Annotated in this window: 18 protein-coding genes; 3 read left to right on the forward strand and 15 right to left on the reverse strand. The window is 72.3% G+C overall.

Annotated elements, in window-relative coordinates; all coding sequences use genetic code 11:
* Positions 1-107: 107 nt before the first annotated feature.
* The 9 genes from ACFVYL_RS16785 to rimP form a co-directional block, all read right to left on the reverse strand.
* Positions 108-1,070, reverse strand: coding sequence for a bifunctional riboflavin kinase/FAD synthetase (locus tag ACFVYL_RS16785; RefSeq protein ID WP_389716410.1), 963 nt, complete (start codon positions 1,068-1,070; stop codon positions 108-110).
* Between the two features lie 149 nt (positions 1,071-1,219).
* A complete protein-coding gene (locus tag ACFVYL_RS16790; RefSeq protein WP_389716411.1) occupies positions 1,220-4,846 on the reverse strand; it encodes a trypsin-like peptidase domain-containing protein in 3,627 nt (1,208 codons plus the stop codon).
* 566 nt (positions 4,847-5,412) lie between these two features.
* Complete coding sequence (truB, locus tag ACFVYL_RS16795; RefSeq protein ID WP_389716413.1) at positions 5,413-6,321, reverse strand: tRNA pseudouridine(55) synthase TruB; 909 nt, start codon at positions 6,319-6,321, stop codon at positions 5,413-5,415.
* A complete protein-coding gene (gene rbfA / locus ACFVYL_RS16800; RefSeq protein ID WP_389716416.1) occupies positions 6,318-6,776 on the reverse strand; it encodes a 30S ribosome-binding factor RbfA in 459 nt (152 codons plus the stop codon). Before rbfA ends, truB begins: the two co-directional genes overlap by 4 nt.
* Positions 6,777-6,826: 50 nt before the next feature.
* Positions 6,827-7,120 (reverse strand): DUF503 domain-containing protein, encoded by a 294-nt coding sequence (locus ACFVYL_RS16805; protein ID WP_389716418.1) that lies wholly within the window; start codon positions 7,118-7,120, stop codon positions 6,827-6,829.
* A 161-nt stretch (positions 7,121-7,281) separates the two neighbouring features.
* Complete coding sequence (infB, locus tag ACFVYL_RS16810) at positions 7,282-10,422, reverse strand: translation initiation factor IF-2 (RefSeq protein WP_389716420.1); 3,141 nt, start codon at positions 10,420-10,422, stop codon at positions 7,282-7,284.
* Between the two features lie 158 nt (positions 10,423-10,580).
* A complete protein-coding gene (locus tag ACFVYL_RS16815; RefSeq protein ID WP_389716423.1) occupies positions 10,581-10,859 on the reverse strand; it encodes a YlxR family protein in 279 nt (92 codons plus the stop codon).
* A 132-nt stretch (positions 10,860-10,991) separates the two neighbouring features.
* Positions 10,992-11,981, reverse strand: a complete 990-nt coding sequence (nusA, locus tag ACFVYL_RS16820) for a transcription termination factor NusA (RefSeq protein ID WP_389716426.1) — start codon at positions 11,979-11,981, stop codon at positions 10,992-10,994.
* Between the two features lie 2 nt (positions 11,982-11,983).
* Entirely contained in the window at positions 11,984-12,481 is a 498-nt protein-coding gene (gene rimP / locus ACFVYL_RS16825; protein WP_389716428.1) for a ribosome maturation factor RimP, read from the reverse strand.
* A 282-nt stretch (positions 12,482-12,763) separates the two neighbouring features.
* On the opposite strand from rimP, the gene ACFVYL_RS16830 reads away from it, so the two are divergent.
* The 3 genes from ACFVYL_RS16830 to ACFVYL_RS16840 are packed head-to-tail and all read left to right on the forward strand — an operon-like array spanning position 12,764 to position 14,715.
* Positions 12,764-13,306 (forward strand): hypothetical protein, encoded by a 543-nt coding sequence (locus ACFVYL_RS16830; RefSeq protein WP_389716430.1) that lies wholly within the window; start codon positions 12,764-12,766, stop codon positions 13,304-13,306.
* Positions 13,303-13,788, forward strand: a complete 486-nt coding sequence (locus tag ACFVYL_RS16835) for a ferritin-like domain-containing protein (RefSeq protein ID WP_389716432.1) — start codon at positions 13,303-13,305, stop codon at positions 13,786-13,788. The genes ACFVYL_RS16830 and ACFVYL_RS16835 overlap by 4 nt, the downstream gene beginning before the upstream one ends.
* A gap of 27 nt (positions 13,789-13,815) precedes the next feature.
* Positions 13,816-14,715, forward strand: coding sequence for an aminoglycoside phosphotransferase family protein (locus ACFVYL_RS16840; RefSeq protein WP_389716434.1), 900 nt, complete (start codon positions 13,816-13,818; stop codon positions 14,713-14,715).
* Between the two features lie 35 nt (positions 14,716-14,750).
* Here ACFVYL_RS16840 and ACFVYL_RS16845 read toward each other — a convergent pair whose 3' ends face one another.
* The 6 genes from ACFVYL_RS16845 to dxr all read right to left on the reverse strand — a co-directional run bounded on the left by ACFVYL_RS16845 (position 14,751) and on the right by dxr (position 22,228).
* The gene (locus ACFVYL_RS16845) at positions 14,751-16,445 is read right to left on the reverse strand and encodes a proline--tRNA ligase (protein ID WP_389716436.1); all 1,695 of its coding nucleotides are present in this window, start codon (positions 16,443-16,445) and stop codon (positions 14,751-14,753) included.
* A 114-nt stretch (positions 16,446-16,559) separates the two neighbouring features.
* Entirely contained in the window at positions 16,560-17,102 is a 543-nt protein-coding gene (locus ACFVYL_RS16850) for a GNAT family N-acetyltransferase (RefSeq protein WP_389716438.1), read from the reverse strand.
* A gap of 29 nt (positions 17,103-17,131) precedes the next feature.
* Positions 17,132-17,980 (reverse strand): GNAT family N-acetyltransferase, encoded by an 849-nt coding sequence (locus tag ACFVYL_RS16855; RefSeq protein WP_389716439.1) that lies wholly within the window; start codon positions 17,978-17,980, stop codon positions 17,132-17,134.
* A gap of 319 nt (positions 17,981-18,299) precedes the next feature.
* Entirely contained in the window at positions 18,300-19,457 is a 1,158-nt protein-coding gene (ispG, locus tag ACFVYL_RS16860; RefSeq protein ID WP_150215887.1) for a flavodoxin-dependent (E)-4-hydroxy-3-methylbut-2-enyl-diphosphate synthase, read from the reverse strand.
* A gap of 195 nt (positions 19,458-19,652) precedes the next feature.
* Positions 19,653-20,954 carry a M50 family metallopeptidase gene (locus ACFVYL_RS16865; protein WP_389716442.1) on the reverse strand — a complete coding sequence of 434 codons (1,302 nt, stop codon included), beginning with the start codon at positions 20,952-20,954 and terminating at the stop codon, positions 19,653-19,655.
* On the reverse strand, positions 20,951-22,228 hold the full coding sequence (gene dxr / locus ACFVYL_RS16870) for a 1-deoxy-D-xylulose-5-phosphate reductoisomerase (RefSeq protein WP_389716444.1): 1,278 nt from the start codon (positions 22,226-22,228) through the stop codon (positions 20,951-20,953). Before dxr ends, ACFVYL_RS16865 begins: the two co-directional genes overlap by 4 nt.
* Positions 22,229-22,273: the final 45 nt, after the last annotated feature.

The following is a 22,273-nucleotide window of genomic DNA, read 5'->3' on the forward strand; positions in this document are numbered from 1 at the left end:
GCAGTTCCCCGCGCCCCTGGGTGGAGCGCCCTGCGGGCGCTCTCCAGGGGCGCGGGGAACTGCGCGAGCAACCACGTCGCACCCGCAGACACGTACGAAGGCCGCTGCTACGGCAGCTGGGCGGGCCGCGACGCCTCGATCAGCTCACGGCACCGCTTCACATCGTCCGCGATGGCGACCAGCAGCGACTCGATGGAGTCGAACTTCGCCTGGCCCCGCACGAAAGCGAGGAAGTCGACGGCGACGTGCAGGCCGTAGAGATCGAGGCCGACCCGGTCGATCGCGTACGCCTCGACCGTCCGCTCCGTGCCGTCGAACTGCGGATTCGTGCCCACGGAGATCGCCGCCGGCATCGCCTCGCCCTCGACGTGCAGCCATCCGGCGTAGACGCCGTCGGCGGGAGTGGCGGTGTGCGGCAGGGTCTCCACGTTCGCCGTGGGGAAACCGAGCTCGCGCCCGCGCTGCGCGCCCCGCACGACGACGCCCTCGACGCGGTGCGGGCGGCCGAGGATCTCCGCCGCTCCCGTCACGTCGCCCTCGGCGATCAGGCGCCGGGTCAGGGTGGAGGAGAAGGGCTCGCCGCCGCCTGCCTCACCGCTGACGTAGAGGTCGATGACGTCGACTTCGTAGTCGTACGTACGGCCGAGCTCGGCCAGGAAGTCGACGTTGCCCGCGGCCTTGTGGCCGAAGCGGAAGTTGGGGCCCTCGACGACCACGCGCGCGTGCAGCTTGTCGACGAGGACCTTGACGACGAAGTCGGCGGGCGACAGCTTCGAGAACTCCGTGGTGAAGGGCAGGATCAGGAGCGCGTCCACACCGAGCTCGGCCATCAGCTCGGCGCGCCGGTGGTGCGGGGCGAGCAGCGGCGGGTGGCTGCCGGGGCGCACGACCTCGCTGGGGTGCGGGTCGAAGGTGACGACGACGGCGGGCACGCCGAGCTCACGCGCGTGCTCCACGGCACGCCCGATGATCAGCTGGTGACCGCGGTGCACGCCGTCGTAGGAACCAATGGTGACGACGCTGCGCCCCCAGTCCTGGGGGATGTCCTCCAAGCCACGCCAGCGCTGCACTTCTTTGCTCCTCGCCGAACCCGTATACGTCACGTACATCTGTACGTTCCCCTTGCCGATTGCGCAGGACTAAGACTGCCATGCCGACGGGTCGGGGCTCGCACCGGAGGGAGTGGCGGGGGTCACTCGCGCGCTGCGGGCGCGAGAACCTAGGCGGGGACCCGGACGCCACCCGCGAGACCCTCGATGGTGCGGCAGGCGCTCGGCCCGACCACCGCGGCCCAGTCCTGCGGGGCGGCGCCGATCCAGCCCGCGACGAGCGCGGCGAAGCCCGGCCGGGTGCGGGCCAGTTCGACCAGGGTCCGGTCGAAGCGGGAGGCGCCCTCCGGGGTGCGGACGAGCAGGAGTCCGGTGCGGTGCACGCGCTCGCGCGTACGGGCCTCGCCGCGCTCCCCCATGCCGCGGGCCACCGCCCGCAGGACGCTCTCCAGAACGGCGGAGTCCCGCTCCTCGCTGAGCAGGACGTCAAGGAGCTCGTCCCGCAGGTCGCGCGAGGCGGCGGTGCCGGGGGCGGCGAGCACGGGCGCGAGGGCGGCCCGTACCCGCGCGGGGCGGCTGTGCAGCAGCCTGGCGACCAGCGGGAAGAGGACGGGGCGCACGGCGGGGCCGTGTTCGAGCCGCCGGTCGATGTACGCGGCGGCCTGGCCTGCCGCCTCGGGGCGGGCCTCCAGGAGGTCGTGCACGAGGTCGGCCACGCGGCGCGCGAGCGCGGGAGTGGTCACGTCGGCGAGGGCGCACAGCACGTCGTCGGGCACCGTTCCGGGCACGTGCAGGCGGCCGCGGAAGGCGTCGAGCACCGGATCGGGGTGGGTGGCCAGGGCGGCGGCCAGGGCGCTCGCGGGGAGGCGGGGGTCCCCGGCGGCGAAGCGGGAGAGGGCGTGGGGCAGGTGCCGTGAGCGGGTCTGCGGGTCGTGCACGAGGAGGGCGAGCGCGGAGCCGTGCAGGGTGTCGTCGGCGGGGGCGAGCAGCGCGAAGGCGGCGTGCCGCAGGAGCTCGCGGTCGGCGCGGCCGGTGGTGTGCGGGGCGGCGAGCGGGGCGTAGGCGGCGGCCGCCACGCGCCGGGCGGGGCGTTCGTCGCGGGCCCAGCGGCCGACGGCGCGGCAGACGGCGGACGGCTCTTCCTCGGCGAGCGCGGTGAGCAGTTCGTCGGCGTGGGTGTCGGCGCAGTCGACGAGGGTCTCGATGAGGTCGTCGATGGCGCGGCGCCGGTGGGTGTGGAGCAGCGCCTGCGCGGCGGAGGCGACGGTGGCGTCGGGCGCGGCGGCCAGCGGCCGTTCGTCGGTGAACCAGCGCGAGAGGTGCGGTTGGACGCCCGCGGGGTCGGCGGCGAGAAGTTCGGCGACGGCGTCGAGGCAGCGGTCCGGGGCGCCCGGGGGTCCGTCGTGCACGACGAGCCGCCGCAGCAGCGCGAAGCGCTCGGCCTCGCACAGCGGCAGCGTCAGCCAGAAGGAGGGCCCGAACTCCCCCCGCTCGGCGAGGGGTTCGAGCACGGCGAGGTACGGGGAGGCGTCGGGCACGCGCAGCAGCACTTCGCCGAGCAGGTGGGCGGCCCACCATGCGGCGTCCCCGGCGTCCCCGGCGTCCCCGGCGTCCCCGATGTCCCCGATGTCCCCGGCGTCCCCGGTGTCGTCCGCGTCCGCCGCTTCGGCTCCCTGCTCCACCCCTACGGCAGGCGGCGACCCGTCGGCGAAGTCCACCAGGGCGTCCGCCAGGCCGACCAGGCGCGAGGCCAGCTCCGCGGCGCCCTGCTGGCGGCCCAGCAACAGCAGCGCCTGGATCACCGGGCCGATGCGGTGCCTCGGCACCGGCAGCGGGCGGGGAGCGGGCGCCGGGGCCCGCCCGCGGCGCCGCTGTTCCGGGACGGCGGGGGTCCTGGCCGCGACCCGGTGCCGGTGTACCAGCGACGTCAGCGCGCCGTCCACGTCCAGGTGCGCCCCCTGGATCCAGTCGGCCAGCTCCTCGTGCGCGAAGCGGTAGCCCGCACCGGCGGGCACGAGCAGCCCTTCCGTGAGGACGGCGGGCGCCCACCCCGTACAGGCCGACAGCGCCCCCCACGGGAAGACCTCTTCGAAGGAGGCCGTGTCCAGCTCCCCCTGGCCGGGCCCCAGACACCGCCGCGCCGCCTCGTGGACCTGCCCGGACACCCTCGCGGCGAGGCGGCGCACCGCGCTCCCGCGCAGTCCGTTCGCCGCCGCGAGCCGCACCGCGACCCGCAGGCAGAGCAGGTCGAGGTAGGCCGCGAGGATCTCCGGCCGGTCCGGGATGCCCGGTGGCGGCGCGTCCGGCCGGGCGGCCCGCACCTCGGCGAGCAGCCGCAGCGCCAGCGGATGCCGCGCGTCGGCGGGGGCGAGCGCGCCGTCCGGGATGCCGTACCCCGCGCGGGCCCGGCGGGCCTGCGGCTCCGGCAGGTCACCGAGGCGTACGCAGCCGGGGAGCCCCGCGCTCTGGTCCGCCCCGTGCAGCGACGCCACGTCGAAGTGGGCTCCGGCCTGCTCCCAGTACTCCGCGCGGCAGGCGACGACGAGGCGTGTGCCCGTCTCCCGCAGCCAGCGGGCCGTGCCCTCGCTCCACTCCGCGAGGAGGTGCGCGAGCGCGGGCGGCATCTCCTCGGGGCCGTCGAGCAGGAGGAGCAGCGGCCGCCCCGCGTCCCGTACGAGCCGTGCGATCCGGCCGGCCGAGACGTCACCGAGGCCCTGGTCCGCCGGGGCCTCGTCCGCCGCCTCAAGGATCCGCCCGGCACGCTCCAGTGCCCGCTCCACCGCGTCGGCCACGGAGGTGTCCGTGCTGCGCAGGTCGGCGCCGCGCAGCCACAGCGTGGGGGTGGGCTCGGCGCCCCGTGCCCGGCGCGCGGCGAGCGCGGCCAGCTCCGTGGTGCGGCCCGTGCCGGGGTCGCCGACGAGCCCGAGCACGCGTGCGGGTCCTGCGGTGAAGGCGGTGAACTCCCTTGCCGTATCGGGTCGTTCGACCGGCTCGTGGAGCGGGGCGCGCGGCCCGTCGGAGCCCGCCGAGGTGGCGGTCAGGTGCAGCGCGCCCGCGAGGTTCAGGTCGTCGCCGTACGCGGGCACGGTCGCCGCGTTGTGGCCGAGGAGCGCGGCGAGCGGCCCGGCGGGGTCGGCGGCGGCCGCGGCCCGCAGCGGGAGCGCGTACCCGGCGGGGCGGTGGGCGCAGGCGTCCTGGCCGGGCGGGGCGGGCTCGGGGGTCTGCGGCAGCAGGGCGGTCCCGAGGACGGCGAGGACGGCGCCGGACGAGGTGTCGACGACCGGACCGCCCGCGGCCCCGCCGCCCAGCCGCAGCGCGTCGGCGCCGTCCGTGCCGATCGCCAGTTCCAGGGCGGTGTCCACCAGATGGAAGCGGTCCGTCGCCGTGTACGTCACCGGCGAGGAGCCGAGGACGCGTGCCTCGCGCCAGCCGTGCGCGGCGATCCGCACGTAGGTGCCGGTCGCGACGGAGTCCCGCACGGTGACGGGGAGGGGCCGCAGTCCGAGTCCCTCGGTGCGGATGAGCGCGAGGCCGACGGCGGGCAGTGCCACCACCGCGTCGGCGGGCACCACGCAGGTGCGTTCGCCCGGTGCGTGCAGGACGATCCGGGCCAGGCCGTCGACCGCTTCGTGGCTCGTGACGACCGTGCCGTCCTCGTCGGCGGCGAACCCTGTGCCTCGCGGGCGTCCCGCGAGATCACACACCCGCACCACGGACCGGTCGGGCACCGGACCCGAGGGGCCGCCTCGCTCCCCCGCGTCCCCGGCGCGCCCGGACCGCGGGCCGCGTCCCGCCATGCTCGAACCTCCCCACCATGCCCCGTTATCCACCGACCGTAGGTCGGGCGTGATCAGCGGGACAGGCGGAGACGCGAACGCGCCCCCTTCCGACCCCGCGGTTCACTCCGAGCGCCTGCTCGATGGGGTGAATGGGCACGCGGCGATGGATACACCAGTAGTGGGGGGATCGTGGAGCGGCGGACGCGAGTCCGCCGCTCCGCAACGAGAGCACCGCGCTACGGCGGGGCCGCCGATCTACAACGAGAGCACCGCTCCATGGCGGGGTAGCCGCTTCACGACGAGATCGCCGCACCACAGGGGTGATCACCGCTCTACGACGGGGTCGCCAATCCACAACGAGAGCACCGCTCCATGGCGGGGTTGCCGCTCCACGACGAGATCGCCGCACCACAGGCGTGATCACCGACCCAGAACAGACTCACCGCCCCAGAACGGGATCGCCGCTCCAGAACAGAATCACCACCCCAGAAAGAGGTCCTCGCTCCAGAACAAGACCACCGCTCCAAGGCGAGATCACCGCTCCAGAATGAGAGCGCCACCCCACAACATAATCACCGCTCCCGCTACGCGAAGACCGCCAGGCTCTTGGCCTTGCCCCGCGACTCCTCCGCCAGGACCAGGAAGCGGCCCTCCGGATCGAAGACGGCGACGGCGCCCACACCCGCGTACTCCTCGGGCATGTCGATCCGTACGCCGTTCAGGAGCAGTCGGCCGCGCTTCTCGTCCACGTCCCAGCGCGGGAAGGCCCGCTCCGCGGCCTCGGCCACGGGCATCACCGTCAGCTCCTCCTGGAGCTGGTCGAGGGTCTTGGCCGCGTCCAGCTTGTAGGGGCCGACGCGGGTGCGGCGCAGCGCGGTCAGGTGGCCGCCGACACCGAGGTCCGCGCCCAGGTCGCGGGCGAGCGCCCTGATGTACGTCCCGGAGGAGCAGACGACCGAGACGACCAGGTCCTGGACGGGCGTGCCGTCCTCGGCCACGGCCTCGCGGACGTCGTACACCGTGAAGGCGGAGACCGTCACGGGCCGGGCGGGGATCTCGAAGTCCTCGCCCTTGCGGGCCCGCGCGTACGACCGCTTTCCGTCGATCTTGATCGCGCTGACCTTCGACGGCACCTGCATGATGTCGCCGGAGAGCTTGGCGATGCCCGCGTCTATGCCCTCGCGGGTGACCCCGGACGCGTCGGTGGACGAGGTGATCTCGCCCTCCGCGTCGTCGGTGATCGTGTTCTGTCCGAGGCGGATGGTGCCCAGATACTCCTTCTCGGTCAGCGCCAGGTGACCGAGGAGCTTGGTGGCGCGCTCGACGCCGAGCACGAGGACACCCGTCGCCATCGGGTCGAGGGTGCCCGCGTGCCCGACGCGGCGGGTCTTGGCGATCCCGCGCATCTTGGCCACCACGTCGTGCGAAGTGAAGCCGGACGGCTTGTCGACGATGACAAGTCCGTCCGGCGTTGTGGTGCTGCTCTTGCTCATGCGGGGGCGTCGCCGTCCTCGTTCTCGTCGTCGTCCTCGGGCTTGCGGTACGGGTCGGCACCGCCCGCGAACTCGGCGCCCGCCGAGACCTCACGCACCTTGGCGTCCGAGAGCCGTGCCTTGTCCAGCAGGTCCTCGATGGCCCTGGCGTTGTCCGGCAGGGCGTCCGCGACGAAGGCCAGCGTCGGCGTGAACTTCACGCCCGCCGCCTGGCCGACCGCCGACCGGAGTACGCCCTTGGCGCTCTCCAGGCCCGCGGCCGCGGCGGCCCGGTCTTCGTCGTCGCCGTAGACCGTGTAGAAGACCGTGGCCTCCCGCAGGTCACCGGTCACCCGGGTGTCCGTGATCGTCACGTGCGTTCCGAGCCGCGGGTCCTTGATCCCGCGCTGCAGCTTCTGAGCAACCACCTCTCGAATGAGGTCCGCCAGCCTTTTCGCCCGCGCGTTGTCGGCCACTGCTCCGTCTCCCTTATCCCCGGGCATTCCCTGGGCTTGTCTTGCTGTGTTCAATCGTCGTCGCCGTGCAGCCGCCGCCGGACCGACAGCAGCTCCACTTCGGGCCGGGCGGCGACCAGGCGCTCGCACCGGTCCAGTACGTCATGGAGGTGGCCCGCGTCGCCGGACACCACCGCGAGGCCGATCTCGGCTCTGCGGTGCAGGTTCTGACCGCCCACTTCCGCCGCGCTCACTCCGTGCTTGCGCTGGAGCTCGGCGACGATCGGACGGACGACGGAGCGTTTCTCCTTCAGCGAATGTACGTCGCCGAGGAGCAGATCGAAGGACAGAGTCCCCACATACATGTGTGTCCGGATGTCCCGCCGGTACGGGGTCGAGGCCCCGCCAACCGCTTGGCAGGGACACAAGAACCGTACACGGAACGGCCGGGGCCGATCGACGGGATTTTCCCCGTCGACCGGCCCCGACGCTGACCGCGCAGATCGGACTGCCGTGAGGCAGTCGATCAGCCGCGCGGCTTCTCGCGCATCTCGTACGTCGCGATGACGTCGTCGATCTTGATGTCGTTGAAGTTGCCGAGGTTGATACCGCCCTCGAAGCCTTCGCGGATCTCGGTGACGTCGTCCTTGAAGCGGCGCAGACCCTCGATGTTGAGGCTCTCCGCGATGACCTTGCCATCGCGCAGCAGGCGGGCCTTGGTGTTGCGCTTGACCTCGCCGGAACGGATGAGGACACCCGCGATGTTGCCGAGCTTGGACGAGCGGAAGACCTCGCGGATCTCCGCGGTGCCGAGCTCGACCTCCTCGTACTCCGGCTTGAGCATGCCCTTGAGGGCCGCCTCGATCTCCTCGATGGCCTGGTAGATCACCGAGTAGTAGCGGACGTCGACGCCCTCGCGCTCCGCCATCTGCGCGGCACGGCCGGCCGCACGGACGTTGAAGCCGATGACGATGGCGTCGGAGCCCATCGCCAGGTCGATGTCGGACTCGGTGACCGCACCCACACCGCGGTGCAGGACACGGATGTCGACCTCTTCACCGACGTCGAGCTGGAGCAGCGAGGACTCGAGAGCCTCCACCGAACCGGACGCGTCGCCCTTGATGATGATGTTGAGGTCCTGCACCAGGCCTGCCTTGAGCACCTGGTCGAGGTCCTCGAGGGACACCCGGCGGGTGCGCTTGGCGAACGCGGCGTTGCGCTCACGGGCGGCACGCTTCTCGGCGATCTGACGCGCCGTACGGTCCTCGTCGACAACCAGGAAGTTGTCGCCGGCACCCGGCACGTTGGTGAGACCGAGCACGAGGACCGGAGTCGACGGAGTCGCCTCCTCCACGTTCTCGCCCTTGTCGTCGAGCATCGCGCGGACTCGGCCGTACGCGTCACCGGCGACCATCGTGTCGCCGACGCGGAGGGTACCGCGCTGGACGAGGACGGTCGCGACGGCGCCGCGGCCCTTGTCGAGGTGGGCCTCGATGGCAATACCCTGCGCGTCCTGCTCCGGGTTGGCCCGCAGGTCGAGCGAGGCGTCCGCGGTCAGGACCACGGCCTCGAGCAGCTGCTCGATGTTCTGCCCCTGACGCGCGGAGATGTCGACGAACATCGTGTCGCCGCCGTACTCCTCGGCCACCAGACCGAACTCGGTGAGCTGACCGCGCACCTTGGTCGGGTCGGCACCCTCGACGTCGATCTTGTTGACCGCGACCACGATCGGCACGTCGGCCGCCTTGGCGTGGTTCAGCGCCTCGATCGTCTGCGGCATCACACCGTCGTTGGCCGCGACCACGAGGATCGCGATGTCGGTGGACTTCGCACCACGGGCACGCATGGCGGTGAACGCCTCGTGACCGGGGGTGTCGATGAAGGTGATGGCGCGCTCTTCGCCGTTGACCTCGGTGGCGACCTGGTACGCACCGATGTGCTGCGTAATACCGCCGGCCTCGCCCGCGACGACGTTCGTCTTGCGGATCGCGTCCAGAAGTCGGGTCTTACCGTGGTCGACGTGACCCATGACGGTCACGACCGGCGGACGGGAGACGAGCATCTCCTCGCCGCCCTCGTCCTCACCGAACTCGATGGAGAACGACTCGAGGAGCTCGCGGTCCTCCTCCTCCGGGCTGACGATCTCCAGGACGAAGTTCATCTCGTCCGCGAGGAGCTTCAGCGTCTCGTCGGAGACGGACTGGGTGGCGGTGACCATCTCGCCGAGGTTCATCATCACGCCGACGAGCGACGCCGGGTTGGCGTTGATCTTCTCGGCGAAGTCGGTCAGCGAGGCACCGCGCGACAGGCGGACGATCTGTCCGTTGCCGCGAGGCAGCATGACGCCGCCCACCGACGGGGCCTGCATGGCCTCGTACTCCTGGCGCCTCTGCCGCTTCGACTTGCGGCCACGACGGGCGGGCCCGCCGGGACGGCCGAACGCACCCTGCGTGCCACCACGGGCACCGGGGCCACCGGGACGGCCACCGAAACCGGGACGACCGCCGAAGCCGCCGCCACCACCGGGACGACCGGCACCGCCGCCACCGGGACCGCCGGGACGACCGGCGAAACCGCCGCCGCCACCGGGACCGGCCGGACGACCGGCGAAGCCGCCGCCACCGGGACGACCGCCGCCGCCACCCGGACGACCGCCGCCGCCACCGGGACCACGGCCACCACCGGGGCCACCGCCGGGACGCGGACCCGCGGCGGGACGCTGCGGCATCATGCCCGGGTTCGGACGGTTACCGGCGGGACCGCCGCCGGGACGCGGAGCGCCGCCCTGCGGGCGAGGCATGCCGCCCGGGGTCGGACGGGCGCCGCCCTGACCCTGCGGACGGGGAGCGCCGCCGGGACCGCCCTGGCCCTGCGGGCGCGGGGCGCCGCCGGGACCGCCGGGGCCACCCTGGCCGCCGGGACGCGGGGCGCCGCCCGGACGGGGCGCCTGCGGGCGCGCCATGCCGGTGGAGCCACCAGAGGTGAAGGGGTTGTTGCCAGGACGCGGACCCGCGGGACGGGCACCGCCGGGACGCGGGGCACCACCCTGGCCGCCGGGGCGCGGAGCACCCTGACGGTCGCCGCGGTCGCCGCGGTCACCACGGCCCTGGCCCTGACCCTGACCCTGGCCCTGACCGGGGGCCGGACGGCCGCCGGGCTTCGGGGCACCCGGGCGAGCGGCGCTCGGGCGGGGGGTCTGCGGTGCCGCGGGGGCTGCCGGAGCGGCCGGGGCGGCGGGCGGAGCGGTGAACTCCGGGGCAGCCGGAGCCGGCGAGGCCGGCGCGGGCTTGGGGGCCGGCGGCTTCGGGCCGGGCGTCGGGCGCGGGCCCGGGGTCGCCGGCGAAGCCGCGGGCTTCTCGGCCGCGGCGGGCTTGGCCGCCGGCGGCTTGGGCGCGGCCGGACCCGGACGGGCGGCCTGCGCGGGAGAGGGCGCCGACGGGGTCGGCGGCTTGGGGGCGGCCTGCTTGCGCGGCGCGCCGGGCTTGGCGGCGGACTTGCCGTTGCCACCGCCCTGCTGGAATGCGTCAGTCAGTTTGCGTACTACGGGCGCCTCGATCGTCGAGGACGCCGAACGTACGAATTCACCGAGATCTTGGAGCTTGGCCATGACGACCTTGCTCTCTACACCGAACTCCTTGGCGAGTTCGTATACCCGGACCTTAGCCACTTCGCTCCTTTTAGGTCCGGGTTACGCCGGACCGTCGCTACTTCATGGGCGTACTCATCGCGTGCTCATCGAGTGCTCATCGCAATCTCGACCTACTTCCAACTCGCGGGGTACCAGGGCCGCACGGGGTTCCGTACAGCCACGTCTTGCGTTGTTGCCTACTGGGCAACCGTCTCGACAGCCCGGCGCAGCGCCTCCGTGTCGAGCGGCCCCTGGGCTCGAAAGGCCCGCGGGAACGCCCGGCGGCGGACCGCCAGGTCTAGACAGACCAGGGCGGGGTGTACATACGCACCCCGGCCGGGCAGCGTACCGCTTGGATCGGGGGCGCAGGCGCCCTCTTTCGCCACGATGCGCAGCAGTTCGCTCTTGGCCGCTCGCTCCCGGCACCCCACACAGGTGCGCTCAGGGCATACGCGGGCATGCGTCCGGCCAGACACGCTTAAGTCTACCTCCCCGCACCGACCTCACCCCTTTGGGGCAAGAATCGAACGGCTACTCGCCACATACTGTCGTGATCGAAGCGGTGGCCGCCCGGAATTTATTCCCGGCGGCGGCTCCCCCGCTGGTCGCTACTGGTCGGCCGGCTGCTCGGTGTCGGGCCGGATGTCGATGCGCCAGCCCGTGAGCCGCGCGGCCAGACGGGCGTTCTGCCCCTCCTTGCCGATGGCGAGCGACAGCTGGTAGTCCGGCACGGTCACCCGGGCCGAGCGGGCGCCGAGGTCGACGATCTCGACCTTGCTGACGCGGGCCGGGGAGAGCGCGTGGGCGACCATGTCGGCCGGGTCGTCGGACCAGTCGACGATGTCGATCTTCTCGCCGTTGAGCTCGGCCATGACATTGCGCACGCGGCTGCCCATGGGGCCGATGCAGGCGCCCTTGGCGTTCAGACCCGAACGCGTCGAGCGGACCGCGATCTTGGTGCGGTGGCCGGCCTCGCGGGCGATCGCCGAGATCTCGACGGAACCGTCGGCGATCTCCGGGACCTCAAGAGCGAAGAGCTTCTTCACCAGGTTCGGGTGGGTGCGCGACAGCGTCACGGACGGGCCGCGGACGCCCTTCGCCACGCGGACGACATAGCTGCGCAGGCGCATCCCGTGCGGGTACTCCTCGCCCGGCACCTGCTCCTGGACGGGCAGGATGGCCTCGAGCTTGCCGATGTCGACAAGCACGTTCTTCGGGTCGCGGCCCTGCTGGACGAGACCGGTGACGATGTCGCCCTCGCGGCCCGCGTACTCGCCGAGGGTCACGTCGTCCTGGGCGTCCCGCAGCCGCTGCAGGATGACCTGCTTGGCGGTCGTCGCGGCGATCCGGCCGAAGTCGGACGGGGTGTCGTCGAACTCCTTGGCCTCCTGCCCCTCTTCGAGGTCCGCCGGGTCCTCCGTCGCCCACACCGTCACATGGCCGCTGTCGCGGTCCAGCTTCACGCGGGCCCGACGGAAACTGCCTTCGGTGCGGTGGTAGGCGATGAGGAGGGCCGACTCGATCGCCTCGACGAGGAGGTCGAAGGAGATCTCCTTCTCCCGGACCAGACCCCGCAGGGCACTCATGTCGATGTCCACGGCTACGCCTCCTCTTCCTTCTTGTCCTTGCGGTTGAACTCGACCTGTACGCGCGCCTTGTCGATCTCGTCGAAGGCGAGGCGGCGGGAGGTGGGCTTGCGGCCCTTCACTCCGGGCACTTCGAGGTCGAGGCCTTCGTCGTCCACGGTGAGGATGCGAGCGGTCAGTTCGCCACCCTCGGTCAGCTGGAACTTCACCAGGCGGCTCACGGCGCGCACGTAGTGACGGTGCTCGGTCAGGGCTCGCTCGGCGCCGGGGGAACCGACCTCCAGGTCGTACTCCCCCTCGCCCATGGCGTCACTCTCGTCGAGCTTCGCGGAGAGCAGGCGGCTCACTTCCGCGATCTGGTCCAGGTCCACGCCGTCCTCGGAGTCGATGACGACTCGCAGCACTCGCTTGCGTCCGACCGGGGCCACTTCGATCTCTTCGAGATCGAGGTCCTGGGAGCTGACGAGCGGTTCCAGTAGTTGCCGCAGCCTCTCGCTCTGGGTGGTGCTCATCCGGGTGACTCCTCGGCCGCGTGTGCTGTTGTGGGATTGTCGCGTGTCAGGTCAAAGGGTATCCGGTCCCGAGGGGTGTTGCCGCCCACGGACAGGACGGACGGGCCGGGCGGTGCGCCGCTCCGTTCCGAGCCGCTCGCGGGCGCCGGGGCGGTCCGAAGGTACGGTGATCACCGGGCCCCTGCCCACCGATCTCCCTTTGTGCTCCTTTCCGTTCCCTCGTGCTCCTTTCCGTTTCTTTCTCGCTCACGCCTTTTGGCCTTCCTTCCGAGGATGTCTGCCGTGCCGTCGTATCCCACCGCCCCGCGGTCCCGCCCGGGTCCGCGTCGAAGGAGCCTGCTCACCGGGGCCGCCGGTGCCGCTTCGGCGGCGCTGCTCGCGGGCTGCTCGGACTCCGCCGGCTCCGCCGCCGACGAACGTCCGTCCGCCGCCCGGCGGCTGCGCGCCGAGGCGACCGAGGACAGCAGGAAGCTCCTGCGGCACTACGACGCCGTGCTCGCGGTGCACCCCGCCCTCGAAGCGCGGCTCGGGCCGCTGCGGTCCGAGGTGAAGCAGCACGCCGAGGCGTTCGACGACGACCGCGCCCCGGCCTCCCCCGCCTCCGCGACCTCCCCGGCCGCCCCTGAGCCGAAGCCGTCGCCCGCCGTCGCCTCGGACCCCGGCAAGGCGGTGCGCGACCTCGCCAGGGCCGAGCGCGAGCTCGCCGACCGCCGGGGCGCGGCCGTCCTGGACGCGCCCGCCGAACAGGGCAGGCTGCTCGCCTCGGTGGCCGCCGCGGGGGCGGCCCACGCGTACCTGCTGACGGCGACGGAGGACGACAAGTGAGCGACGGCAAGGGTTCGGACGAGGCGTCGAAGGACGAGGAGCTGAAGGCCCTGCAGGCCGTGCTCGGCGCCGAGCACGCCGCCGTGTACGGCTACGGGGTCGTCGGCGGCCGGATCGGCGACCAGCGCAGGGCCGAGGCGCGCACGGCGTACGACGCGCACCGCGCCCGGCGCGACGAGCTGCAGCGCGCGGTGCGCGACCTCGGCGGCGAGCCGCAGGCCGCCGACGCGGCGTACTCGCTGCCGTTCCCGGTGCCGGACTCCGCGGCGGCCGTGCGGCTCGCCACGGAGCTGGAGGACCGGGTCGCCGGGGTCTACTCCGATCTCGTACGGGCCGCTTCGGGCGCCCGGCGGGGCACCGCGGCGCGGGCGCTGCGGGAGGCCGCGGTCCGGGCGGCGCGCTGGCGCGGCGGGAGCGTAGCCTTCCCTGGGCTCGCGGAGCGGTCGGCACCCTCGTCCGCACCGGCGACGCCCAAGGCGTAACGCGCTCAGGAAGGGAACGACTCGCGCATGGCTTTCGAACCGCCGCAGCGCCTCGTCACAGCACTCGGCGAGACGGCGCAGGACGGCGACGACTGGCTGGAGAAGCTGCCCGAGGCAGCCGAACAGGCCGTCGCTCTACGCGAGTTGACCGTCGAGCGGGTCCACGTGCCCGGCGGCCGCAGCAGCCTCGTGCTGATGGTGCGCCAAGCCGGGGGCGCACCCGCCGTGCTCAAGCTGGTGCCGCCCCGCTCACGGCCGCAGAGCGAGCGGGCCGCGCTCGCCCACTGGAACGGGCTCGGCGCCGCGCGGCTGCTCGATCCCGAGGGCTCGGACGGGGCGCTGCTCCTCGAACGGCTGCACCGCGACGTGTCGGTGCGGTCCCTGCCCGAGGCCAAGGCGCTCCTGGAGGCCGCGGGGACGCTGCGTCGGCTCTGGGTGGCACCGCCCGCCGGGCACCGCTTCGAGACGGTCGCCGAGCGGACCGGGCGGCAGGCCGACGCGATGCGGGCCTCCGCCGCCGCGCAGGCGGACCTCGCGCCGCTGGTCGACGCGGCGCTCGCGGCCCGCGACGAGCTGCTCGCGGCGGAGGTGGAGCCGCGCCTGCTGCACGGCACGTTCCGGCAGAGCAAGGTCCTCGCAGGGGACCGGCTGCCGTGGCTGGCCGTGGGGCCCGATCCGGTGGTCGGCGATGCCGCCTTCGACCTGGCGCGGCTGGTGCGCGACCGGGTCGAGGACCTGATCGCGTCGCCGTCGGGCGCCTCGATCACCCGGCGGCGCGTGAAGAAGCTGGCCGAGGCCCTGGAGGTGGACCAGGAGCGGCTGCGGGGCTGGACGTTGTTCCGGGCCGTCGAGTCGGGGGTCCGGGCCCTGCGGGTGGGGCGTGGCCAGGACGCGGAGCTGTTGCTGGAGTTCGCGGGGTGGCTGTAGGAGGTCGCCCTCCCACAGCCACCGTGCCGGATCAGTCAGGCCGTCAGGCGGGCGATCGCCTCGTCGACCGTGAGCTCCTCGCGCTCGCCCGTGCGGCGGTCCTTCAGCTCCACGACGCCTTCGGCGGAGCGGCGGCCCGCGACCAGGATCTGCGGGACACCGATCAGCTCGGCGTCGGTGAACTTCACGCCCGGGGAGACCCCGGCCCGGTCGTCCACCAGGACGCGCGCGCCCGCGGCGCCCAGCTTCTCGGCGACGTCGAGGGCCAGCTCGGTCTGGAGCGCCTTGCCGGCGGCGACCACGTGCACGTCGGCGGGGGCGACCTCCTTGGGCCAGCACAGGCCCTTGTCGTCGGCGGTCTGCTCGGCGAGCGCCGCCACCGCGCGGGAGACGCCGATGCCGTACGAGCCCATGGTGACGCGGACCGGCTTGCCCTGGTTGCCGAGGACGTCGAGCTGGAAGGTGTCGGCGTACTTGCGGCCGAGCTGGAAGATGTGGCCGATCTCGATGGCGCGGTCCAGCTTGAGGCCGGTGCCGCAGTTCGGGCACGGGTCGCCCTCTTCGACCACGACGACGTCGAGGTAGTCGTCGACCTCGAAGTCACGGCCGCAGACCACGTTCCTGGCATGCTTGTCCTGCTTGTTGGCGCCGGTGATCCAGGCCGTGCCCGGGGCGACGCGCGGGTCGGCGATGTAGCGGACCTTGGCCAGGCCCTGCGGGCCGACGTAGCCGCGTACGAGGTCGTCGCGGCCCTCGAAGTCCTCGGCGGTGACGAGCTCGACCTCGGCCGGGGCCAGGTGCTCGCCGAGCTTGCCGAGGTCGACCTCGCGGTCGCCGGGGACGCCGACGGCCACGATCTCGCCGTCGACCTTGACCAGGAGGTTCTTCAGGGTCGCGGAGGCCGGGACGCCGAGGTGCTCGGCGAGGGTCTCGATGGTCGGGGTGTCGGGGGTGTCCAGCTCCTCGACCGGGCCGTGCGCGGCGCCGTCGACCGGGGCGAGCTTGAAGGTGACGGCCTCGGTGTTGGCGGCGTAGTCGCAGGCCGGGCAGTCCACGAAGGTGTCCTCGCCGGCCGGGGCCGGGGCCAGGAACTCCTCGGACTTGGAGCCGCCCATGGCGCCGGCGACGGCGGACACGATGCGGTAGTCGAGGCCGAGGCGCTCGAAGATCTTCTGGTAGGCGCCTCGGTGCAGCGCGTACGACTCGGCGAGGCCCTCGTCGGAGGTGTCGAAGGAGTACGAGTCCTTCATCTGGAACTCGCGGCCGCGCAGCACACCGGCGCGCGGGCGGGCCTCGTCGCGGTACTTGGTCTGGATCTGGTAGAGGATCACCGGCAGGTCCTTGTAGGACGAGCACTGGTCCTTGACGACCTGGGTGAAGATCTCTTCGTGCGTGGGGCCGAGGAGGTAGTCGGCGCCCTTCCTGTCCTTGAGGCGGAAGAGCAGGTCGCCGTACTCCTCGTAGCGGCCGGATGCCTCGTAGGGCTCCTTGGGCAGCAGCGCCGGGAGGAGGACCTCCTGGCCGCCGATGGCGTCCATCTCCTCGCGGACGACGCGGGCGATGTTCTCGTAGACCTTCTTGCCCAGCGGCAGCCAGGTCCAGATGCCGGCGGCGGTACGGCGGACGTAGCCGGCCCGGACGAGCAGCTTGTGATTGAGCGTCTCGGCGTCCGCGGGGTCGTCGCGCAGTGTCTTGACCATCAATCGGGACATGCGCTGGACCTGGGCCATGATGAACTCCTGCTACAGGGTGGTCCCCCCTGCTCCGGCTGGGCCGGGAGCTCGGGGAAGGGTGATGCCAGGAGGTTAGCCGGGGGCCGGGGGCGGGCGGAAATCGGTTATGGCTCAGACCCGCCGCGGCAGGGGCAGCGGGGCGCCCATCACGGCGTACGGCTTGGGGGCGCTGGGGAACAGGACGCGGCGTGCCAGATCCGTGTACCCCAGGGAGCGGTACAGGCCGCGGGCGGGGCTCTCGACGTCGATCGCGGAGAGGATCGAGCGGGGCTCGGGGACGCCCTCCGTGATGGTGGTGATGAGCGCCCTGCCGATGCCGCGGTTCTGGTGGCCGGGGTGCACGTGCAGCTCGGTGATGACGAAGGAGTCGTCCAGCCAGTCGTCCAGGTCCCGGCTGCGCAGGTACGGCTCGACGACGGTCGACCACCAGTGGCCCCGGCTGTTGGGCATGCCGTAGACGAAGCCGATGAGCCGGCCGTCGGGGGCGGTCGCGCCGAACGCGCAGGCCCGGGGGTACGTGACGTGGCGCAGGACGATCTGCCGCCGTACCGCGACCTCCTCCTCGCTCAGGCCGAAGGCATGGGCCTGGACGTGCAGCGCGTCGTCCACGCGTGCGGCGAGGTCGAGGGGCCCGATCACGACGTCGTCTGTCATGGTCCGACCCTACTTCGCGGCGGTCCGGTTCAGAACAGGACGCTCATGAACGCCCCGACCTCCCGGAAGCCCACCCTCCGGTAGGCCGCTCTGGCCGCGGTGTTGAAGTCGTTCACGTAGAGGCTGGCGACCGGGGCGATGTCCGCGAGGGCGTAGCGCAGGACGGCCGCCATGCCGGGGGCCGCGAGGCCGCGGCCGCGGTACTCGGGGGCCACCCAGACGCCCTGGATCTGGCAGGCCTGCGAGGTGGCGGCGCCGATCTCGGCCTTGAAGACGACCTTGCCGTCCCGGTCGAGACGGGCGAAGGAGCGGCCGGAGCCGACGAGTTCGGCGACGCGGGCCTGGTAGAGGAGTCCGCCGTCGCCCGCCATCGGGGAGATGCCCACCTCCTCGGTGAACATCGCCACGCACGCCGGCATGATCGTCTCCATCTCGTCCTTGCGGACGCGACGGACGTACGGGTCGGGGGTGATGTCGTCCGGAAGCCGGTCGGTGACCATCAGCGGCTGCTGGGCGCGGATCTCGCGGGCGGGGCCCCAGGACGGTTCCAGGAGCCGCCACAGCTGGGCGGTGGCGGGTGCGGGGCCGACGATGGACGAGCAGCGGCGGCCCGCCCGCCGGGCCCGGTCGGCGAAGCCCCGGATGGCTCGCGGGGTCGCGCAGATGGGGACGAGGTTGGCGCCCGCGTAGCAGAGGGACTCCAGCATGCCGTCCTCGTACCAGCCCCACATCTCGCCGCCGAGGCGCCACGGGTCGAGGCCGGCCACCTGGACGCGAGCGGCCACGAAGGCGTTCGCGACCGGCTCGCGGTCGAGCACGGCGAGCGCGGCGTCCAGGTCGCTCGGTTCGAGCACCCTGGTGGTGGTCTGAGTCAACACGTGCGGGGGCCTCACCATACGGTCTGCTGATCTCCGCACTGTACCTGGCGGGGGCGCCTTGTGCGGGGGTGCCTTTTGTGGGTGGGGGGCGCTGTTGTCGGGCGGGGTGCCCTCGGTGGGGGCGGGCGTCTCTTCGCCGCTTCACGGCGGGGGTCTCACCCACCCGGCCGCCCGTTTGCCCCGCGACGTCGCGTCATCGTAGGGGCGGGCGGCCGGTCTTCCCGGACGTCGCGGTGCGGGCGGGCGGCAACCATTCGGGCCCCACCCACAAACGTGCCCCGGCGCTCCAAGAGCTGCCGGGGCACGGGAGAGGGAGAGGTCAGCCCGCGACGGAGATCGTCGGCTCGCCGGAGGCCACGCCGTCCTTCTCCATCTGCTCGGCGATCTTCATCGCCTCGTCGATGAGGGTCTCCACGATCTTGGACTCGGGCACGGTCTTGATGACCTCGCCCTTGACGAAGATCTGGCCCTTGCCGTTGCCGGAGGCGACGCCGAGGTCGGCCTCGCGGGCCTCGCCCGGGCCGTTCACGACGCAGCCCATGACGGCGACGCGGAGCGGGACCTCCATGCCGTCGAGGCCCGCGGTGACCTCTTCGGCGAGCTTGTAGACGTCGACCTGGGCGCGGCCGCAGGACGGGCAGGAGACGATTTCCAGGCGGCGCTGGCGGAGGTTGAGGGATTCGAGGATCTGGATGCCGACCTTGATCTCCTCGGCCGGCGGGGCCGAGAGCGAGACGCGGATCGTGTCGCCGATGCCCTCGGAGAGCAGCGCGCCGAAGGCGACCGCCGACTTGATCGTGCCCTGGAAGGCGGGGCCCGCCTCGGTCACGCCGAGGTGGAGGGGGTAGTCGCACTGGGCCGCGAGCTGGCGGTAGGCGTTGACCATGACCACCGGGTCGTTGTGCTTGACCGAGATCTTGATGTCGCGGAAGTCGTGCTCCTCGAAGAGGGACGCCTCCCAGAGGGCCGACTCGACGAGGGCCTCGGGGGTCGCCTTGCCGTACTTCTTCAGGAGACGGGCGTCCAGCGAGCCCGCGTTGACCCCGATACGGATCGGCGTGCCCGCGTCCTTGGCGGCGCGCGCGATCTCCTTGACCTTGTCGTCGAACTGCTTGATGTTGCCGGGGTTCACGCGGACCGCCGCGCAGCCCGCGTCGATCGCCGCGAAGACGTACTTCGGCTGGAAGTGGATGTCGGCGATCACCGGGATCTGTGACTTGCGCGCGATCGTGGCGAGCGCGTCCGCGTCGTCCTGCGTGGGGCAGGCGACGCGCACGATCTGGCAGCCGGAGGCCGTGAGCTCGGCGATCTGCTGCAGCGTGGCACCGATGTCGGACGTGCGCGTGGTCGTCATCGACTGCACCGACACCGGTGCGTCCCCGCCGACGGCCACCGTGCCGACCTGGATCTTGCGGCTGACCCTTCGGTCGGCGAGCTTGGTCGGTACGGACGGGATTCCGAGAGAAACGGCAGTCATCTGGCGTGCATCCCCAAGGTGTGGATCATGGTCCCGAGATCGACGGGCTCCAGGCTTCGAGATTACGGCACCCCGTGGTGGCCGAACACATCCCGTCCGAAACTCCACTCAATGGTGGGCGGCCCGTCACATAACGTGCCGGGCCGCCGCACTTTTCACGTATCCGGACGCTTGCGCAGAAGCGTCCGGTTTCTGTCAGGAGATCCTGACCGGGTTCACCACGTCCGCGATGAGCACCAGGATCGTGAAGCAGATGAAGATCCCCGCCACCACATAGGCGACCGGCATCAGCTTGGCGACGTCGAACGGGCCCGGGTCGGGGCGGCGCATAACCTTCGCTACGTTGCGGCGCACGGACTCCCACAGGGCGCCCGCGATGTGGCCGCCGTCGAGCGGGAGCAGCGGCAGCATGTTGAAGAGGAAGAGCGAGAGGTTGAAGCCCGCGATGAGGAACAGCATCATCGCGATCTGGTTCTCCGGCGGGATGTCCAGGGTGAACACGTCGCCGCCCACCCGGGCCGCGCCGACCACGCCCATCGGGGAGTCCTGCTTGCGCTCGCCGTCGCCGAACGCCGCGTTCCACAGGTCGGGGATCTTGGACGGCAGGGCGACGATCGACTCGACGCCGTTCTCCATCATGTCGCCCATGCGGTCCACGGACTCGCCGAAGGACTGCTGGACGATGCCGGTGGCGGGGGTGAAGCCGAGGAAGCCGGCGTAGACGTACTTGCCCTCTACGTAGGCCCCGTCGCCGTCGGTCTTGGTGACCTGGTTCCTGATGAGGTTGGCGTGCAGGTCCTGCCGCTTGCCGTCGCGCTCGACCGTGATGGTGGCCGGGCCGATGGTCTGGCGGATCTTCGACTGGAGCGCCGACCAGTCGCCGACGGGCTTCCCCTGGAAGGCGACGATCTTGTCGCCGGGCTTCAGGCCCGCCGCCTTGGCGGGCGCGGCCTTGTCGCCCTTCTCGCACTTCGCGCGGTTCTCGCTCTGCTGGATGACGCAGTCGGAGACCTTGCCGACCTGGGTCGTCTGGCTGCTGATGCCGAACGTCATCATCACGCCGAGGAAGATCGCCACGGCGAGGATCAGGTTCATGAAGGGGCCCGCGAACATCACGATCACGCGCTTCCACGGCTTGCGCGTGTAGAAGAGGCGCGACTCGTCGCCCGGCTGCAGCTCCTCGAAGGCGGCCGAGCGGGCGTCCTCGATCATGCCGCGCCAGGGGGACGTCGACCGTGCCTCTATGCGGCCGTCCGCGCCCGGCGGGAACATGCCGATCATGCGGATGTAGCCGCCGAGGGGGATGGCCTTGACGCCGTACTCGGTGTCGCCCTTCTTGCGCGAGAAGAGGGTCGGGCCGAAACCGACCATGTACTGCGGCACCCGGATGCCGAACATCTTGGCGGTCGACAGGTGCCCCAGCTCGTGCCAGGCGATCGAGAAGAGCAGCCCGATCACGAAGACGACTATCCCGAGGATCATCATCAAGGTCGTCATGCACGAGCCTCCGCGGTCGTCTTGCCTGCCAGTTCACGTGCCCGAGCACGTGCCCAGGTCTCCGCTTCGAGGACGTCCGCGACGGTCAGGGAGGTTCCCGACGCCGCGGCGGCGGGGCTGCCGTGCTCCTCCACGGTCCTCGTCACGGTCTCCATGATGCCGTTGAAGGGCAGCGCGCCCTTCAGGAACGCGGCCACGCACTCCTCGTTGGCGGCATTGAACACCGCCGGGGCCGTGCCCGCGAGCTCTCCGACGTGGCGGGCGAGGGCGACCGACGGGAACGCGTCGTTGTCGAGAGGGAAGAATTCCCAGCTCGAAGCCTTGGTCCAGTCGAAGGCGGGGGCCGCGTCCGGGACACGTTCGGGCCAGCCGATGCCGATGGCGATCGGGCCGCGCATGTCGGGCGGGGTCGCCTGGGCGAGGGTCGAGCCGTCGCTGAACTCGACCATGGAGTGCACGTACGACTGGGGGTGGACGACGACCTCGATGCGGTCGAAGGGGATGTCGTAGAGGAGGTGCGCCTCGATGACCTCAAGGCCCTTGTTGACCAGCGTCGCGCTGTTGACGGTGATCACCGGGCCCATGGCCCAGGTGGGGTGTGCGAGGGCGTCCTCGGGGGTGACGTGCGCGAGGTCGGCCTTGGTCCGGCCCCGGAAGGGGCCGCCGGAGGCGGTGACGACGAGTTTGCGCACGTCGGCGCGGGTGCCCGCGGCCAGCGCCTGGAAGAGCGCCGCGTGCTCGGAGTCGACCGGGATGATCTGTCCGGGCTTGGCGAGGGCCTTGACCAGGGGGCCGCCGACGATGAGGGATTCCTTGTTGGCGAGCGCGAGGGTGCGGCCCGCCTCCAGGGCGGCCAGCGTCGGGGCGAGGCCGATGGATCCGGTGATGCCGTTGAGGACCGTGTGGCAGTCGGAGGCGGCGAGCTGCGCCGCGGCGTCGGGTCCGGCCAGAATCTCGGGCAGCGGCTCCCCTGCGGCGTACTGCCCCCGGAGCGCTTCGCGCAGCGCCGGTACGACGTCCTCGCGGGCGACCGCGACGGTCTTCACCCGCAGCCGGCGTGCCTGCTCGGCGAGGAGACCGACGCGGCCGCCCGCGGCGGAGAGCGCCGTGACGCGGAAGCGGTCGGGGTTGCGCAGGACGAGGTCGATGGCCTGGGTGCCGATCGAGCCCGTGGAGCCGAGGATCACGATGTCCCGCGGTCCTGCCCCCTCCGTGACGGAGACGGGGTCGAAGACGAGATGCGGGTCGGCGAGGGGAGATGGGCTGTCGCTCATGCCCCCATTGTGGCCGCACCACGCGTCCGCTCCGACAGGGCGTGC

Origin of the sequence: Streptomyces sp. NPDC058308 (genome assembly GCF_042880275.1) — a bacterium.
Classification (GTDB): Bacteria; Actinomycetota; Actinomycetes; order Streptomycetales; family Streptomycetaceae; genus Streptomyces.

What these genes read in the sequence shown, in the direction of transcription:
- ACFVYL_RS16845 (WP_389716436.1), bottom strand. Translation starts at nt 16,445, where the DNA reads ATGGCCCAGGTCCAGCGCATGTCCCGATTGATGGTCAAGACACTGCGC.
- ACFVYL_RS16790 (WP_389716411.1), bottom strand. Translation starts at nt 4,846, where the DNA reads ATGGCGGGACGCGGCCCGCGGTCCGGGCGCGCCGGGGACGCGGGGGAG.
- ACFVYL_RS16865 (WP_389716442.1), bottom strand. Translation starts at nt 20,954, where the DNA reads ATGACGACCTTGATGATGATCCTCGGGATAGTCGTCTTCGTGATCGGG.
- ACFVYL_RS16805 (WP_389716418.1), bottom strand. Translation starts at nt 7,120, where the DNA reads ATGTATGTGGGGACTCTGTCCTTCGATCTGCTCCTCGGCGACGTACAT.
- dxr (WP_389716444.1), bottom strand. Translation starts at nt 22,228, where the DNA reads ATGAGCGACAGCCCATCTCCCCTCGCCGACCCGCATCTCGTCTTCGAC.
- ACFVYL_RS16840 (WP_389716434.1), top strand. Translation starts at nt 13,816, where the DNA reads ATGGCTTTCGAACCGCCGCAGCGCCTCGTCACAGCACTCGGCGAGACG.
- ACFVYL_RS16850 (WP_389716438.1), bottom strand. Translation starts at nt 17,102, where the DNA reads ATGACAGACGACGTCGTGATCGGGCCCCTCGACCTCGCCGCACGCGTG.
- truB (WP_389716413.1), bottom strand. Translation starts at nt 6,321, where the DNA reads ATGAGCAAGAGCAGCACCACAACGCCGGACGGACTTGTCATCGTCGAC.
- rimP (WP_389716428.1), bottom strand. Translation starts at nt 12,481, where the DNA reads ATGAGCACCACCCAGAGCGAGAGGCTGCGGCAACTACTGGAACCGCTC.
- ispG (WP_150215887.1), bottom strand. Translation starts at nt 19,457, where the DNA reads ATGACTGCCGTTTCTCTCGGAATCCCGTCCGTACCGACCAAGCTCGCC.